Origin of the sequence: Arthrobacter rhombi (genome assembly GCF_039526245.1) — a bacterium.
Lineage (GTDB): Bacteria > Actinomycetota > Actinomycetes > Actinomycetales > Micrococcaceae > Arthrobacter_H > Arthrobacter_H rhombi.
Genome location: NZ_BAAAIV010000005.1, coordinates 209,708 through 227,571, shown reverse-complemented (window position 1 = coordinate 227,571; position 17,864 = coordinate 209,708). Strand labels below are relative to the sequence as shown.

The 17,864-nt window shown below is 60.6% G+C and carries 12 protein-coding genes; 4 read left to right on the top strand and 8 right to left on the bottom strand.

The features are described from left to right. Position 1 precedes the first annotated feature (1 nt). The 3 genes from ABD088_RS05515 to ffh form a co-directional block, all read right to left on the bottom strand. Positions 2-1,291 (bottom strand): alpha/beta hydrolase, encoded by a 1,290-nt coding sequence (locus ABD088_RS05515; RefSeq protein ID WP_343900637.1) that lies wholly within the window; start codon positions 1,289-1,291, stop codon positions 2-4. A 107-nt stretch (positions 1,292-1,398) separates the two neighbouring features. Further along, positions 1,399-2,028, bottom strand: coding sequence for an NUDIX hydrolase (locus ABD088_RS05510; protein WP_343900635.1), 630 nt, complete (start codon positions 2,026-2,028; stop codon positions 1,399-1,401). 20 nt (positions 2,029-2,048) lie between these two features. After that, entirely contained in the window at positions 2,049-3,611 is a 1,563-nt protein-coding gene (ffh, locus tag ABD088_RS05505) for a signal recognition particle protein (protein WP_343900634.1), read from the bottom strand. Between the two features lie 143 nt (positions 3,612-3,754). On the opposite strand from ffh, the gene ABD088_RS05500 reads away from it, so the two are divergent. After that, positions 3,755-5,209, top strand: coding sequence for a glucose-6-phosphate dehydrogenase (locus ABD088_RS05500; protein WP_343900632.1), 1,455 nt, complete (start codon positions 3,755-3,757; stop codon positions 5,207-5,209). Between the two features lie 18 nt (positions 5,210-5,227). Here the strand turns inward: ABD088_RS05500 and ABD088_RS05495 are convergent, their stop codons facing one another. From ABD088_RS05495 to ABD088_RS05475, 5 genes are all read right to left on the bottom strand, one after another. Further along, positions 5,228-6,292 (bottom strand): acyltransferase family protein, encoded by a 1,065-nt coding sequence (locus ABD088_RS05495; RefSeq protein WP_343900631.1) that lies wholly within the window; start codon positions 6,290-6,292, stop codon positions 5,228-5,230. A 104-nt stretch (positions 6,293-6,396) separates the two neighbouring features. Further along, entirely contained in the window at positions 6,397-6,735 is a 339-nt protein-coding gene (locus tag ABD088_RS05490; RefSeq protein WP_343900630.1) for a P-II family nitrogen regulator, read from the bottom strand. Next, positions 6,732-8,039 carry an ammonium transporter gene (locus ABD088_RS05485; protein ID WP_343900629.1) on the bottom strand — a complete coding sequence of 436 codons (1,308 nt, stop codon included), beginning with the start codon at positions 8,037-8,039 and terminating at the stop codon, positions 6,732-6,734. Before ABD088_RS05485 ends, ABD088_RS05490 begins: the two co-directional genes overlap by 4 nt. A gap of 222 nt (positions 8,040-8,261) precedes the next feature. After that, positions 8,262-9,464, bottom strand: a complete 1,203-nt coding sequence (gene ftsY, locus ABD088_RS05480) for a signal recognition particle-docking protein FtsY (protein WP_343900628.1) — start codon at positions 9,462-9,464, stop codon at positions 8,262-8,264. Between the two features lie 227 nt (positions 9,465-9,691). Next, on the bottom strand, positions 9,692-10,969 hold the full coding sequence (locus ABD088_RS05475; RefSeq protein ID WP_343900626.1) for a hypothetical protein: 1,278 nt from the start codon (positions 10,967-10,969) through the stop codon (positions 9,692-9,694). A gap of 1,112 nt (positions 10,970-12,081) precedes the next feature. Between ABD088_RS05475 and ABD088_RS05470 the strand changes: the two genes are divergently transcribed. The 3 genes from ABD088_RS05470 to ABD088_RS05460 all read left to right on the top strand — a co-directional run. Beyond that, positions 12,082-14,787, top strand: coding sequence for a CDP-glycerol:glycerophosphate glycerophosphotransferase (locus tag ABD088_RS05470; protein WP_343900625.1), 2,706 nt, complete (start codon positions 12,082-12,084; stop codon positions 14,785-14,787). A gap of 147 nt (positions 14,788-14,934) precedes the next feature. After that, positions 14,935-17,361, top strand: coding sequence for a DUF6270 domain-containing protein (locus tag ABD088_RS05465; protein ID WP_343900623.1), 2,427 nt, complete (start codon positions 14,935-14,937; stop codon positions 17,359-17,361). 125 nt (positions 17,362-17,486) lie between these two features. Beyond that, positions 17,487-17,864, top strand: a 378-nt coding sequence (locus ABD088_RS05460; protein ID WP_343900622.1) for an MFS transporter, incomplete at its 3' end; no start/stop codon positions are given.

Below are 17,864 nucleotides of genomic sequence, written 5' to 3'. Positions count from 1 at the left end.
CCTACTTCACCATCCCCCAGCTCGGTGCCAGGTAGTCCAGCCCCCCGGCCAGCCCGGCGCGGGCCGTGACCCAGGAGTGGACCGCTCCGGGGACCATGACCGCCTGGAGGCGCATGCCCGCGGCCCGTGCGGCAGCGACCATGGCGTTCTGGTCGGGCCCATAGTGCTGGTCCTTCTCCCCCACGGCGAAGTAGCCGTGCGTGCCGGGATATCTCTGCTGCTGGAGCAGGGTCAGCGGGACCCGGGAGGTGAAGGCCGCGGTGTCGCCACCAAAGGACGTGCCGATGGTCTGGCGGCGGCTGACGGACAGCGCCGGCTCGCGTTGTCCTGCGATGTCGATGAAGTCCGGATACAGCTGCGGATGGGTGGTGGCCATCTGGATCGCGCAGGTCCCGCCGAAGGAGAAACCGCCGAAGGCCCACCCCGTGGAGGGGCTCGTGACGTTCAGGGTCCGGCTGATCCAGGCGGGGACGTCCACCGAGAGGTAGGTGTCGGCGCGGGCGATGTGCGAATCCATGCACAGGGTGTTCCCGGCGGTGGAGCCGTTCGGATCGGCCACCACGACCACCGGAGACCGGCCCTGGTGGGATGCGGCGAAGGCGTCCATGATCGAGGCCAGGTGACCGGCATCGAGCCAGCGTCGCGGGCCTCCGGGTTGCCCGGCCACGAGCACCAGCACGGGCATGCGGTCCGCTCCCGTCGGCGTGTAGGCCGGCGGCAGGTAGATGATGGCGTTGCGGGCGTCGAAACCGGAGGCCTGTCCCGGAATCGACGCCTGCGCCACCGTCCCATGCCGGGGCATCGCGGCCCCGGATCCTGCGACGGCGGCGCCCTGCGGCGACGCACCGCGCTTCAGTCCGGCGGGCAGTGCGGAGACGTGCGTTTGGTGCCCCATCAGGCTGCCGACCGTGGTGTACTGGCCGAAGTAGGCGTTCACCTGCAGTCCACAGAGGACGACGACGGCGATCGTCGCCATCGCGGCGCCGGCACGCCACGACCACCGGGCGCGCAGTCCCGCATGGATGCCCAGCAGGATCGCGAGGACCGCCGCCGCAACCCACGCGAGGATCGTGAACGGCAACGCCTCGGAGAACACGAACCAGACGTAGACCAGCAACCGGTAGGACACGCCCGTGATGACCACGGCCACGACGAGCAGCAGTGGCACAACCAGCCACCATCGCCGCCGGCGATGCGGCAGCAGCAGGAAGAGCGCTCCGGCGATCCCGACGACCCAGATCAGCACCGGCAACCAGCCGTCGACCACACTGATCGATCCGATTCCCCGCACGAGCCCACCTCCATCTCCTGCAGATGGACTCTACGCCGGGGGATGACCGATGTCGGCGAGCCCTGGCTGGGAGTTCTCCGGCCGTTTGCCGGGAGCGGGCAAGGAGCCTAGGCGTTCCGGTTCTTCAGCCCGGGGACCGGCGCGGTCAGCGGCAGCGCGGGCATCAGTTCACGCGGGGGCTGCCGGTTGCCGGGCACGTGGCGCGGGGTGACGTCGCGGCCGTGCTCCAGTTCGGCCACTCCCCCGAGTTCGAGTGCCCGTACACCTGCGGCTGCACGTTCGGCATCGGCCGGCGGCAGCAGGATCGCCAGTTGCTGCAGCGGGCAGAACCGCACCTGCAGCAACCCGCCGTCGGCGGTGAAGCGTTCGACGTCGGTGACCCAGGTGCCGCCGTCGTACACCAGGAACTCCTCGCCGGTGTCCTGCCCATCGGCCACGTGGGATCCGCCCACGGCAGGACGGAAGTCGTGGACCAGCATCCGGCCCATGGACGGTTCCAGCGCCAACCGGCTCAGCACCGATGCTGCCGCCTGCCGGGGGGCGATCCCGGAACGCACGGCGGCGGTGGGAAGCACCCAGTCAGGTTCGGAGTCGTCACCGTAGCTGGCCTCGTTGATCCCTGCGGAGTCCTTGACGGTCAGCACCGCCCCATCGGATCGGCGCACCAGGATCGAGGCGTAGGCACGCTGCTTCCAGCGGGCGCTGAGGAACCCCTCCAGGCCCTGCACAACAGACATCGACCGCTCCCCGCCGCGCCCTACTTGCCCAGGAACTTCTCGAAGCCCTTCGGCAGGTTCAGGTTCGCCGGATCGAAGTCCTGGTTCCCCTGCTGCCCGAAGGACGCGCCAGTCGGCGCCGACGGGGCCGCGGAGCCACGGTTCTTGGCCTCGAGTTCGGCCTGGGCTGCCTTGGCCGGGTTGCCGAACTTCTGCTTCTTCTTGTTCGAGCCCTTGGACTTCTTGGCGCCGCCGCGACCGCCCGGCATGCCGGGCATCCCGCCGCCGACGGCCATCTTCTTCATCATCTTCTGGGCCTCGCCAAAGCGCTCCAGCATCTGGTTCACCTCGGAGACCGAAGTGCCCGAGCCCTTGGCGATCCGGGCGCGGCGGGAGCCGTTGATGATCTTCGGGGCAACCCGCTCGTGCATCGTCATCGAGCGGACGATGGCCTCGATCCTGTCGATCTGGCGCTCATCGAACTGCTCCAGCTGCTGCTTGGAGATCGCTGCCCCGGGCATCATGGAGAGCATCTTCTTCATGGAGCCCATTTTTTTGATCTGCTGCATCTGGGACAGGAAGTCCTCGAGCGTGAAGTCCTCGCGGTCGGCGAACTTCTTCGCCATCCGCTCGGCTTCGCCCTTGTCCCAGTTCTGCTCGGCCTGCTCGATGAGCGTCATCATGTCGCCCATGTCCAGGATGCGGCTGGCCATGCGATCCGGGTGGAAGACCTCGAAATCGGAGAGGTTCTCGCCGGTGGAGGCGAACATGATCGGCTTGCCGGTCACCGACGCGACGGACAGCGCGGCACCGCCGCGGGCATCGCCGTCGAGCTTGGAGAGCACGACGCCGGTGACACCGACACCGTCGTTGAAGGCCTGGGCGGTGTTCACCGCGTCCTGGCCGATCATCGCGTCGATGACGAACAGGACCTCGTGAGGGTTCACCGCGGCGCGGATGTCAGCTGCCTGCTGCATCATCTCGGCATCGACGCCGAGGCGGCCGGCGGTATCGATGATGACGATGTCGTGCTGCTTCTGCCGGCCCTCGGAAACGCCATTGCGGGCGACGACAACCGGATCGCCGGTGGATTCCTCGAACTCGGAGGAGACACCGGGATGCGGGGCGTAGACCGGGACCCCTGCGCGTCCACCGTTGACCTGCAACTGCTTGACGGCGTTCGGGCGCTGGAGGTCACAGGCAACGAGCAGTGGCGTGTGGCCCTGGGCCTTGAGGTACTTGGCCAGCTTACCGGCCAGCGTGGTCTTGCCGGCGCCCTGCAGGCCGGCGAGCATGATAACCGTCGGCGGCACCTTGGCCAGGTTGAGCCGGCGGGTCTCGCCACCCAGGATTCCCGTGAGTTCCTCGTTGACGATCTTGACGATCTGCTGGCCAGGGTTCAGCGCGCCATTGACCTCGGCACCGAGGGCACGCTCCTTGACCTGGGCGGTGAAGGCACGCACCACCGGAACGGCGACATCCGCGTCCAGCAGGGCCCGGCGGATCTCACGGACGGTGCCATCGACGTCGGCCTCCGTGAGCCGGCCCTTGCCGCGGAGGTTCTTGAACGTCGCTGTCAGCCGGTCGGAGAGTGAATTGAACACGGGAGCTGGACTACTTTCGTGTGGGTGGCTGCGGGAAAACCCCGCTGGACTCGACTACCAAGGCTACCAAGGTCCGACGCGCCCGGCGGCATCGAATCGCGTCCAGCAGACAGGGAACCCGCGATGATGGCAAGCTAGTGGTCGTGAGTGCAGCGAAGAAATCCCATGTCAGGACATTGCTCATCCTCGGAGCCTCCGGTGACCTGACCGGCCGGCTCCTGCTGCCCGGTCTGGCCCAGCTGATCGCCACCGGCCGCGAAGCCGACCTGGTCCTGGTCGGCGCGGGCTCGCCCGATTTCAGCGCCGAGGACTGGCAGAAGCGCGTTGCCGACGTGTTTGGAGAAGCCAAGAAGAAGGCCACGGCTGACGGCGCGGCCCATCTGGACCGGATTGCCGAACAGACGAGCTACTCGGCCCTCGATGTGACTGCCCCCGGCGAACTGGGCCAGCTCGTCTCCACCCTGGAGGGCCCGGTGGCACTGTACTTCGCCCTGCCACCGAAGATCAGCCAAAAGGCCTGCGAGGTCCTCACCCCCGCAGAGGTTCCCGCCGGAACCACGCTGGTGATGGAAAAGCCCTTCGGCTCCAGCGCTGAGTCCGCCCATGCCCTGACCCGGACCCTGACTCGACTGGTCCCCGAGGAGTACATCCAGCGCGTGGACCACTTCCGTGGCAAGGCCACGGTCTTCAACATCCTGGGACTACGCTTCGCCAACCGGTTCCTGGAACCGCTCTTCAGCGCCGAGCACGTGGCGAAGATGGAGATCTTCTACGACGAGGACCTTGCCCTCGAGTCGCGCGCGGGTTACTATGACCACGCCGGCGCATTGCGCGACATGATCCAATCGCACCTGTTGCAGATCCTCGCCCTGCTGACCTTGAACGCCCCGGCAACCCTGGGCGAACGGGACCTGCGTGATCACATCGGCTCGGTCTTGCGGGCGACCAAGGTGCCGACCGATTATGCCCGGAGCACCCGTCGGGCGCGCTACACGGCCGGCACCAGCCGCGGCCACGACGTCCCGGACTACGTGGACGAGGACGGGGTGGACGCGGCGAACGGCACCGAAACCCTGGCCGAGATCGAACTGCGGATCAACAACGCCCGCTGGGCCGGAGTCCCGTTCCTGCTGCGCTCCGGCAAGGCGTTGGGCTGCCCCCGCAAGGAAGCGGTCATCACCTTCAAGCCCGTCTCACACCTGCCCGTGGGCTTCACCGGCAATGACACGCCCACGCGGCTGCGCATCGGCTTCGGGCCGGACACCCTGGAGCTGGAGCTCGACGTCAACGGCCCCGGCGACATGTACGAGCTGGACCGCATCGGGCTGGCCGCCCAACTGAACAGCCCCGACCTGCTCCCCTACGGCGAAGTCCTCGCCGGGGTGCTCGCCGGCGACCCGACCCTGTCGGTGCGTGATGATACCGCCGAACAGTGCTGGCGTATCGTGGAACCGGTGTTGGCCGCGTGGGCCAACGATGAGGTGCCCCTGGAGGAATACCCTGCCGGGTCCAATGGGCCGGATCACTGGTTGACCAGCCAGGAAGTCCAGCTCGACCGTGAGCCCAAGAATGGCGAGGTCCCCGGAACGGGGCTGTGAGGGAACGTCCCGCTGACGCTATTGCGTGAGCTCCGGTTCACGAGTGCGCGCGACAGGCGTCGGGCTCCCGTCGGTTCCAGCGCCAAGTGACGTCCCGATTGTTTTGCCGGCGGCGGGGCGACCGATGGTGCGGACCAGCGCATCGAGTGGCTGCCACGAGGTGAGCGCGACGGTGCCAGCGGTCAGGATCGCCACGAATACCAGTGAGAGCACATTGTTGTCCGCCAGGATGCGTGGCAGGTAGGGGTCAAGGATCTTGACCACGAAACCGTGGAAGAGGAAGACGGCGAGACTCCGGCGCCCGAGCACTGCCCAGGGGATCCCCGACGACCGGGGCAGCACCATGAGAAACCCTGCGGTCATGGTGGCGGCAATCAGCATCACGGCTGCCCGGGTCAGCACGCCCGGTGCCGTCCCCTCGTTGAGAACGGTGGCGCTCATGCTGCCATAGAGCCATCCATTATTGACGTTCAGGGCAAAGAGCAAGACGGGTAGGGCGACGGCTGCGGTGATGATCCAGCCCCGGACTGCCCCACCGGGGGCTGTACACCAATTCAGGATGGGTTTCCCGTAGACGAACCCGATCACGAAGAAGGGCAGGAAGGAAAGGGTCCGCCCGACCGCGAGCGGATAGCCGGCAAACGGCATGGCACTGGCGGAAATGGCGACCGCGATGGAGAGGGCGACGGATGCCCGCGGAAAACGGTGGATGACGGGGGTCAGCAGCAACCACCAGATCAGCGACAGCAGGAACCACAAGATCCAGTACGGGGTGTTCCAGGTGAACGTGGCTTCGGGATCCAGCCAGGGGCTGGCCAGCAGGAATGCCGTCTGGAACGACACCAGGAGCATGACCAGCGGCCGGATCCGCCGGACCAGCCCGTACGGCTTGGCAGTGATGCCCGTCAGGAACACGAAAGCCGGCATGTGGAACGAGTAGATCAGCGTCAACGGCAGGCGAACGGTCTCAGCTGACCAGTCGTTCATGGCCTCCAGGAAATGGCCCGCCACCACCAAGGTGATCAGGACGCCCTTGGCAATATCGAGTCTCTGGTCACGCGTCTTGCTCACGGATTCAGACATCGGCACACGATAGCAATGCCCGCACCGCGGTGTGACATCCAGTGAGATGGGCCACCGGATCGGGATGGTCCGATCCGGTGGCCCTCCTGGTGGCGGTGCCGCAGTTAGACCGCCGCGTCGCCCCGCTCACCGGTGCGCACCCGGACTGCCTCGCGGACCTCGGTGACCCAGACCTTGCCGTCGCCAGCGCGGCCCGTGTTCGCCGTGGCCACGAGAACGTCCACGACGTCGTCGGCCCATTCATCACCGACCAGGACCTCGACCCTGACCTTGGGCAGCAGGTCGATGGTGTACTCGGCACCGCGGTAGACCTCGGTGTGTCCTCGTTGGCGTCCGTATCCGCTGGCCTGGCTGACCGTCAGGCCCCGCACCCCATAGCTCTCCAGTGCCTCACGGATGGTGCCCATCTTCTCAGGCCGGATGATCGCGGTGATGAGTTTCATGACTGTGCCCCTTCAATGGTGTGTTGCGGCAGGTGGCTGGAGGTCGCCGGGTGCGGCACAAAGGATCCAGTGGTGCCGAGGCCGCCGAATTCGTACCCGGTCTCCGCATGTTCGGCCAGATCGATTCCCGTTTCCTCGGCCTCGTCGCTGACACGCAGTCCCAGGGTCTTGTGGATCGCCAGGCCGATGATCGTGGTCATGATCGCCGTGTAGCCCACGCAGACCACCACGGCGACGGTCTGGGTGCCGAGCTGGGCGAAGCCGCCTCCGTAGAAGAGACCACCCGCCGTGTCTTCGCCGGGCAACGCCAGGAATCCCAACGCCAGGGTGCCGACCAGACCGGCCACCAGGTGCACGCCGACGACATCCAGGGAGTCGTCATATCCCCAGCGGTACTTCAGACCCACGGCCAGGGCAGCGGCTACCCCGGCGACACATCCGAGCACGATGGCTCCCACCGGCGAGACGTTGGCGCAGGCAGGGGTGATGGCCACCAGCCCGGCGACGACGCCGGACGCCGCTCCCAGCGACGTGGGGTGCCCATCCCGGATTCGTTCAATGGCAATCCAGGCGAGCATCGACGCGGCCGGAGCGGCCAGCGTGTTGATCCAAATCAGACCCGCTTGCTCCGCGCTGCCTGCAGCTCCCCCATTGAAACCGAACCAGCCGAACCACAGCAGAGCCGCGCCGATCATGACCAGCGGGATGTTGTGGGGACGCTGGCTCGGGTCCTTGCCGAAACCGCGTCGCTTGCCGATGATCAGTGCGAGGATCAGGCCGGCCACGCCGGCGTTGATGTGCACCACAGTGCCGCCGGCGAAGTCGATGGCCTCCCCGGCCCAGGAGCCGATGGCACCGTCGGGGCCCAGCAGCCCACCGCCCCATACCCAGTAGGCGATCGGGACATAGACGAGGGTGACCCAGATCGGCGCGAACGTCAGCCAGGCACTGAATTTGGCCCGGTCGGCGACGGCGCCCGAGATCAAGGCGACGGTGATGATCGCAAAGGTTGCGCCGTAGGCGGCACTGATCAGATCCGCGCTCCCCACCAGGGACCCGAGGCCGAAGGCCGTGAACGGATCGGCGACCAGTCCGGCCATCCCGTGGCCGCCACCACTCATCGAGTAGCCCCACAGCACCCAGACGACTCCCACGACGCCTGCTGCGGCGAAACTCATCATCATCATGTTCAGAACGGCCTTGGCGCGCGTCATGCCGCCGTAGAAGAAGGCGAGTCCAGGGGTCATGAGCAGCACCAGGGCTGCGCAGACCATCATCCAGACCTGGCCGGCAGATAATTCCATCTCGGGTCCTCCCGAAAGCGATTCCGGCGGGTCCGTCCCGCCGATGCCTCAAGAATTCCGTGCCAGTGTTTCGCGCCGGGGCACGCAGGCGTTTCGGAGAAGTAACAAGAATCCCCACCAGGTAAGGTGCTCGTTCCGACCACGTTTCGGACATGTTTCGGGCCCCGAACCACGTCAGTGGTGCGGGGCCCGAAATCGGTGGGGCCCACCGGGCCCTGGGGATCAGTCGAGCAGTGCGTCGACGAATTCCTCGGCGTCGAACGGTGCCAGGTCATCCGGCCCTTCGCCGAGTCCGACGAGCTTGACCGGCACTCCGAGCTGGCGCTGGATGGCCACGACGATGCCACCCTTGGCGGTGCCGTCGAGCTTCGTCAGCACGATGCCGGTGACGTTGACGACCTCGGAGAAGACCTTGGCCTGGTTCAGCCCGTTCTGTCCCGTGGTGGCGTCCAGCACCAGGAGGACCTCGTTGACGGCTGCCTGCTTCTCGACGACGCGCTTGATCTTGCCAAGCTCGTCCATGAGCCCGACCTTGTTCTGCAGACGGCCCGCGGTATCGATCATGACGACGTCGACCTCTTGGTCGATGCCTGCCTTGACGGCTTCGTAGGCAACCGACGCAGGGTCGGCACCGTCTACGTCGGAGCGGACGGTCGGCACACCGACGCGGGCACCCCACGTGGCCAGTTGTTCGGCTGCAGCGGCCCTGAAGGTATCGGCGGCGCCGAGCAGCACGTCCTTGTCCTCGGCAACCAGGACCCGGGCGATCTTTCCGATGGTCGTCGTCTTGCCGACGCCGTTCACTCCGACGACCATGACGATCGACGGCCCGGTCGGCTGCCGGTCGGAGACGATCGAACGATCCATCGACGGGTCGACGAGCTTGATGAGTTCAGTGCGCAACATGGAGCGCACCTGGGACGGATCCCGATGGCCTTCCACCTTGACGCGCTCGCGCAGGGCGTCGACCAGTTCCTGCGTCGGTTCGCTGCCGAGGTCCGCGAGCAGGAGCGTTTCCTCGATCTCGTCCCAGACGTCCCCGTCGATGTCGTCCCGCGAGAGCAGGGCCAACAGCCCCTTGCCGAGGGCATTGTTGGACTTGACCAGTCGAGCGCGCAGGCGGGCCAGGCGCCCGAGCACGGGGGCCGGTACATCGACGGCAACATCCTCCCGCCCCAACGTGTCCTCGGGAGCAGGAGCCGTATCCAGCGATCCGCGGCCGTCGGCGTCCTGGGCCGGGGCCTCCCCCGGCCGCGCGAGCGTATCGGTTCCGCCGCCTCCGGGAGCCGGGTCGTTGGCATCGCGGGTGGTCGTGTAGGTCCCCGGAGGTGTCTTGCGCCCCCGGAGGAAGAAGGCGGTTCCGAGACCGACGACGAGGACCACGACGACGACTATGGCAATGATCAGAAGGGTTTCAGTAGGCACGGCAACAGTTTCTCACAGACTAAGGAAGCAACCGGAAGGGAGCACGCCCCACGTGGCCATCGCTGAAGCAGCGCAAGTCCAAAGCTTTCCTGTCTCGCGACCTAAGTGTTTTGCGTTACGCCGTCAGGAATGACGCTACTGACAGGCCCTAGAATTGCACAGACCCAGACAGCCGTCGGCGTCGCTGTCGCCCGCTTCGGAGCGTACAGACCGCTGCTCCGGCGTTTTTACCTTGCGGTGCTGTCACGTCGTTCCGTTCCTGAAATTACGCGCTGCCGATAGTAGTTTGCACTTCGCTCAGACAAATCGCTGAGTTCTGCCCACCAACGAGATGCAGCGATAAGATCGCCAACTTCCTCGCTTTGCATTGCGCAAAGCGTCAAAACGTGGACCAGGTCTCTTCGTCCAAGCAGGTGCCGAAAACGCTCAAGAACTTCCATCCGGACCTCTAGTGATTCGGAAATATCACCAGCTATCTGATGACCACGCCCCATCGCAAGGAGGAGAGCCAACGACGTTGATTGTTGCAGAATCGGGTCTCCAACAATTCGCCGAGAATCAGTCAGTGCTGCGTCTAAGCCTGCAATGCTACCCATGTTCGTCAGAGATTCAAGTTCCAACCACAACGTCTGCGCTTGCAATTCGGGCGAGCCACCGGGCGCACTGTCAAGCTCTCGCCGACATATCGAACCGCATTCTCGATCCCTTCCCAAACGGTGAAGGCAGCCGGCCTCAAGTAGAGCTACTCTCAAACGTGCATTCTTGTTTACAAACCCAAACTTTCTCTGGAGGGCCGTAAAGCGCCTTGAATATCGAATCGAATCGATCGGACGCTGCTGGCTCAAGACGACTGCGTGAGTCATCGTGGACACTAGGTGCTCGAGGCTAGATTCGGAATAGCTTGCTGCGAGTGCTGACAAGAGTTCCAAACGATCCGCACTGAGGGTGTAGCTCCGTGGGGCTGCCACCCCCAAAATGCCCAACGCTGATAGGCGAAATATAGCAACCGAACTATCGACGGCAGTCAGGCCGTGGCGCGAGGGGTATAACTCACGAACAAAATATTTCACAGCCTCACTTAGCCGACCATCCGCGAAGGCTATCCATGCCAGCATCCATCTGAGTCGAACCGCCTGTTCGTTGAAGTCCCAGCCCCGCCACTGCGCCCAGTCTTCCAACGCCTCCAAGCGGGCTCTCGCCGCGCTCAGCTCGCCCCTCACAATGTCATCGGATGCGATCGACACCTGATCCATGTACTCTTCGATCGCCGAAATCAGGTCGTCAAAATTAGGGAGCACCATTATCGGATTCGCGTGCCCAGTTCCACTCGCCCTTCGAGCGCGACCTGCCACGGACGTGACGGCCAATTCGGAATAGCGATCCTTTGGCGTGGAGTGTCCCATCACCTCGTCTTCGGCTTCTGCACTAATGGCAGACTCACGCGAAAGCAGATCTAGTAGTTTGACTGGCGCGGCGACCACATAGGGCCACTGCTCGGTCGGCACTAAGCGAGCTCCGGAATCACCAACGACGCCATGCTCTTCGGGCTCGCGGCAGCGGGAAACAACGACAGAATATGCGACGTCGCTGTCCAATAAACCGACTATGGCCCTCCGGTAGAGCACTCTCACACTAGCTCTTGACCGTTCCGGGATAAGTTCTATCGACGCCATGAGGAGTCCCGTGAGATCCTGGGCGAGAGTTCTGTTAAATAGTAGCCCTCCCAGTAGAGTTGAAACTTCAAGCGCTGATTCGATTAGCGCATCTAATGAGTCCAACGCTGGCGCTGACATATATTCATTTATCGCGCAACGATAGCGCGGCAACCAGCCGTCCCCGTCGTGCACTGAACCGCCCTGGACGGTCACGTCGTCACGATGTTGATTTGCGCGGTCCATCGCATATTCAAGTCTCCGAGCACCCAACGGGTCGCGCCTGGTGTCTGTGGTGTATAGCGAAGACCGAGCAAGACCGTAGGTCCATGCCCCGTGTCCTAAGTCTGTTCCGTAGATGACTGCGAAAGCTGCGAAAGAATGGGACGGTTCCGCACCCGCCTGGAAATTTCCTATCAAGAACTTGAGAATTCCCAGCCCTCCGGTCACACGTCGGGCCCAGTCCAAGGAGCTAAGTTCTTCGTCAGACAGCTCAGCGTCGGATGTGAGAGCTCGCAGCAGGTAACTCTCGTGTTCAAATCTGGCCGACGCAGCCAAACACGCATCCAAGGATGCGGCGACTCGCCGTAGGGACTGAAGATCCGAATTCTGGCTAAGCTCAAGTTGAACTCGCAATCTCGAGATGGCCTCATCAACATATCCCGAAGCCGCCAATGCTTCAGCAGCGGTGATCAATTCGGCCGTAGCTTGAGCTGAACTCGGACCGTAAACTCTCGATGCCTCTCGGGCTCGCGCGGTTGCCACTTGCGGCGACTCATGATCTATCCGATTCAAACTGTGTAACCTCATTCGTAATGGCGCAAGCCGCAAGAAAGGCTCCCCCTTCGTCTAGTCGCAACTGCACGCATTGACAAGGGTTCATGCATAATTGTGTTTTCGTTCCCATTATGGCCCCTTACACCGGCGCGTGGTGAACTGCCTCCATTGCCATCTCAGGAAGACTCATGCCAAACGAACTTTTCAGCGTCCTTGTGGCCGCGTACAACGTCGAGTCGTACATACAGGGGACGCTGACTTCTCTTGAGCGACAGACTTTTGGCATTGACAACATTCAGGTGATCATCGTTGACGACGGTTCAACGGATTCAACCTTAAGAATTGCTCAAAAATGGGCAAAGAAGCAGAAAAATACAACAGTCCTGACCCAAGCTAACGAAGGAGCCGCCTCCGCAAGGAAGCTTGCACTCGAACATGCCACCGGTACTTGGGTCACTGTTGTCGACCCCGACGATATCTTGGACCGCGATTATTTCTCTGCCGTTGCCGACTTCATCGAACGCGACACTCAAGGTGAGTGCACCATGCTCGTATCGCGTGTCGTGCTCCTGAACGGAGAGACGGGCGGCCTCACGAACGGCCATCCTCTAGATTTTCGGTTCCGAGACGGTTCAAGGATCACGTCACTTCTCGAAGAGCCAACAAATATTCAGCTCGGCGCGACCGCTTTTCTCCGTCGAAGCATTCTTAGCGCCCACGACCTGACGTACAACCCGTTGATCGAACCGACTTTCGAAGACGCGCACTTACTTGGCCGATACTTGTCTACCGTTGACAACCCGATCATCGGCATCGTTGCCGATGCGCGGTACTACTATCGAAAACGAAGCGACCAGTCTTCACTCGTTCAATCCAGCTGGGGAACGAATGCGCGCTACAGCACCGTACTCGAATTGGGATATCTTGACATGCTTAGGCAAGTCAAGAATTCACTGGGATACGTTCCCCGGTGGGCTCAAAACATGGTCCTATACGATTTGGCCTGGTACTTCAAGGAAGAGTCCAAGCAACACAGCAGAACCGCGTGGATTTCTGGACAGCTCAAGGAAGACTTCCTCACCCTATTGTCAAAGGTGTTCGCGCATATCGAAGTCGAAGCTATTCTCGAGCTCTCCATCAATCCTATTTGGTGGTCAATGCGGGAAATGCTCCTGTCCTACTTCAAATCAACTTTTTCTGGAACTAGTCGCATCTTCCAATGGGGCGTCGACTCCAAAGTCGGCGGAAACCAATACACCATTCTTTACAGTGGCATTCCGCCCCAAGTCGAAATCTATGTCAACGGAGTAGCCTCTCTACCCTCAACGGACAATTATACAAATCATGTCTTCTTTGGTGAACGCATGATGACTGAGCGCAGTTTCAGCGTGTCCGAGCCCGGACACGTGCGAGTGTATGTTGATGGCCAGAAGGCAAACATCGAAAGATCTGCAAATCCTACGCCACCGAGACCAGTATTCGGCGGACACGTACTTGCCCCAGCCGCCACTTCAAACGACGATACGGCTAAATCGCCACTACGGTTGCGCCTTCGAAACCTAAACTCGCAACTTGCCGAACGAAGACAGCGAGCAAAACGGATCCTAACGCGCGTCGAGGTAGAAGCTCTCGCTCTATCCAAGCCTTCAACAAAGGTTGTTGTTGATGCAGGCGAGCGTTTGTTGGCCAAAGCCAATCACCGCCGCAATGCGGAGCGCGAGCTTGACCACGCTGATGAGCTCAAGAAACAGGCAAGTTCACCAGCAGCCAGAGGAAAATATGGGGGAGCTTGGGTTGTAATGGATCGGCCCGACAACGCCGACGACAACGGAGAGCATCTGTATCGTCACCTTCTACGTAACCGTCCAGATATAAAGGCCTTCTTCTTGCTGCGCCGCTCAAGTGCTGACTGGGACCGGTTGTCAGCCGAGGGGTTCAGGCTTGTCGCGTACGGCTCGGACGAGTCTGTACTACTGATTCTCAACTGCCGATACAGAATATCCTCCGACGCGGTCGCTGACGTCATGTTCCCCATCCCCCGAAACAGATTTGACTACTCGGGATCGAAGTTCATTTTCCTTCAGCATGGCGTAACGAAGGACGACCTGTCCCGATGGTTGAATCCGAAGCGCATGGACGGCATGATCTGCGCAACACATGATGAATACAATTCAATTGTTGGTACCGAATCGCCATACACCCTACGGAAACGTCAAGTCGGCCTCACCGGTTTTCCTCGATTTGATGCGCTTTTGAAACTCAGAAACAGCGAACCAAGCGACGGAAACTTGATCCTTGTCATGCCAACGTGGCGACAAGAACTCGTGAATGGATTCGCAAACGCAACGGGCACCCAAAGCGCCACTGACTTTTTCCAACAATCCACTTTTGGCCAAAACTGGTTAGATTTCCTTTCGTCCGCCGGACTGCGAGAAGCTGCCGAACACCACAATCTCGAAATAGGGTTTTTACCGCACCCTTCATTGTCCAAGTACCTCAACGCGCTCTCTCTACCTTCACACGTACGCATCTTGGACACGAAGGAAGATGGTTTCCAAGCGACTCTGGCGAAGGCTCGTATATTCGTTACTGACTATTCGTCAGTAGCCTTTGACTCTGCACTCCTGGGGATACCAGTAGTCTATTTTCAGTTCGATAGCGAAGAGATCTTCAGCGGAAAACACAATTACCGAAGAGGGTATTTCGATTACGACCAGCACGGATTTGGGCCAGTGGCCGCAGAGTTGTCCGAAGCCGTTAGTTTGGTTGAACGTACGCTGGCGCATGGCTCAGAGGACTTCCTATTCCCCTTCCGCAATCGCGCACTTAGCACTTTTGCTCATTTGGACCAGAACAATAGCGCCCGGACCGCCACCTTCATCGAGTCTTTGTAGACTTCATAAATTCAGGTAGGCAGCTATGTCAATCGGACGAAGCTCGATCACGATCAGCAAATTAATACATGTACATGACCGGATTAGGTTGCAGCACTCACACATAGTGCGTTGGTCCTACTGACGGCCCCAAACCGAGGATGTCGGATGAAAAATCTGAAGTATTTCGTGGGCAGTAATGGCCAGTCCGTAGAGTACAAGACGCGGGCTCGTCGTCAGGACAGACGGCATCTACTGGTCGTCTTTTCGGGATTCAGGCCGCCAGGGACTTTTGACTTTGATGGTTCCGTCGTTGCCGGAGTTCGTTCCGATATCTTGTGGATCCGCGATTCGGTGGACGAGACGCCCGTATACTACCTCGGGCAGCGAGGGAATCTTGATTATGCCGATGCAGTCCAAGAGCTTATTCAAAGTATCCTCGTCGAATTGTCCCTCGACCAGACACAGTGCACCTTCGCCGGATTTTCCAAGGGTGGTTCAGCGGCGCTAGCGCACGCAATCCTTTTCGACTGCAAAAACGTATTGATCACGGTCCCCCAATTCGCCATAGGTTCATACGTCAAAGCGCATTGGCCAAAAGTTCACCAAAAGATGCTCGACTTCAACGGTCAAGATCAAAACGAAAAACTGGACCGCTGGCTGCCTGATCTCGTCACAAACGATACGGTAGCTGCGCGCAATATTTACCTCTTCACATCCCCTCAAGATGAACAATTCGAACTGCAGATTCTGCCCAATCTGCATCTCTTTGAGAAATACGACAACTTCAATCTAGTCGTTACCCAGAGCGCACTGGTTCGGGAGCATATAGATGTCACCCGATATAACGTGCCGCTCATTCTGTCCCTGATTACTGCATTGGGCGAGGGCGCAATCCCACGTATTGGTGAAGTATCTAACGGGGCTGGCTACCCTGGTTCGCCCTCCGTTTCCGCGGGACTGGACGAGCTCAGATCTCGCGGAGAGAGTGTAGCCTCCATCGACAAATTCGAAGTCAAAGACGGTCGGCTGTATATCGAGGGGGCGTCCTTCATGAAGGGATATCCTGCATCCGACTATGGTGCCATCAAAATCCGCCTCCGCCTGCGCACAGATACAGCCGAGAGGTTCTATCCCCTTGGAACGCTCTACGATAATTCCTTAAACACGAGGTACTTCGAAAGCGAATATTGCGATTACAGTTATGGCCGATTCGGCACTCCAGGGCGTCTAGGGTTGGATCTGCGCGATTTGCCGGAGGGAAACTACGCACTCGACGTGGATGTTGAACATTCTTCGCAGACCTTTGTCAAGCCGCTGGTATCAGAAGCCCCACGCGTGAACCGGAATATCCAGAATGGACAAGCTACGCTCGCGACCGCAGATAATTCTGGCGCGAAGTTGGTCGTCGCCCCGATCAGTGCAAGTCTGTGCCTCCAAGATGCCATATTCGAAGAAGGTAAACACTGGACGAAAGACAGTCTTGTCCACCTCGAGGGCTACTTCATTGTTCCAGGTCAGGAAGCAGCAAATTGGGGGGACATAAATTACTCACTCCATCTCCAAAGTACGGGCGAACCGACGATAGAACGTACGATTCCGTTGGCAAATGCGAGTCGATTGGCGGCCAATGCACGTGTACGTGACCCGTGGAACGACTATTCCAAAGCATACTTCGCGACACCGCGATACGAAGGAGTAGAGCTTCCGGCCAGCCTACCGCCAGGTCTCTACGAGGCTTCGGTCCTCGCCAGATCAAGGTCCGGAATTTTTCGTAAGCCGACAACCGAGCGACTCCTCCTCGAAAACAACTTTGCTGGCACAGACCGAAAGCCGAGTGTTGGTGTCGTTGGTTCATGCGTGTCCCGCGACCCGTTCAATTCACGGCTTGTTCCACAGTGGAAGCAATACTTTGACTTTCACGGTCAGCAGTATCAAACTTCTTTCGCGTCATTTATGGCCGATCCCCTACGAGTACCGAATGATACTTTCGCGGATCTGGACAAACATTCCGCAACGGCCACCCTGCGAGATTTTCACAAGTCCTACCTCGAAGAACTGCGCAAAGACACTCCCGATCTTTTAGTATTCGACTTCCATATCGATGCTCGATTCGGCTGCCTTGCACTCGATGGCACTCATGTCACCGATAACCATTGGAAGCTTCGAAATTCTGAGTACTTCAGGAGCTTGACAGGGCCGGAAATAGTTTCAGTCCGGACGGACCCGTCTAAGTATATGGACCTTTTCGAGCGGGCTGTCGAACGATTTCAACATTTCCGCGAACAATTCCTTCCCCGCACGCGAATCGTTCTTAATGCCGCAAGGTCTGCTCGCGGTTATTATGAGGATGGTAGGCGCCGTTCATTCTCAGACTCACTGACGGTAGAGAACGACGTTTGGTGGAGCCGAATGGACCACATATTCGAGCAATTGCCTGACGTCACACGAATTGATCCGCCTTCTGAAATCACGAGTCATGCAGACCACCCTTGGGGACCGGACCCTGTCCACTACGCGCCCCACGTTTACGAGGCGTTCATTGGGCGTATGTTGTCAATCGTTGAATACAAGCCCAAGCCTTCGTGGATCTAAGGGTCTCAACTATTTCGCTAGGATTCCCGGTGCCTGGTGGAGCGAATTCGAGAGTTGTTTGGCAGCATAATGTTCCTTGCCGCGCAGACACGTTGACGTATCGTTAGTAAGTGCGACTAGGACCTATGTATACGAAACACGCCTCTGCTAACAACCCGCCGATCCCCCGAGAAATCAAGGTCCTGATCGCCGCGGCCTTCGTCATCGCCCTCGGCTTCGGGCTGATCGCGCCGATCCTTCCCCAATTCGCCAAGAGCTTCGATGTGGGGGTCGCCGCCGCCGGCTTCATCGTCAGTGTCTTCGCCCTGACTCGCCTCGCGTTTGCGCCAGTCAGTGGTCGCTTGACGACGGCGCTGAGCGAGCCTCCGGTATATGTCGGTGGGGTGTTGGTCGTGGCCGTCTCCACCATCATGTGCGGTTTCGCCCAGGACTACGTCCAACTCCTGGTGTTCCGTGCCGCGGGTGGTCTGGGGTCCACGATGTTCACCGTGTCGGCGATGTCG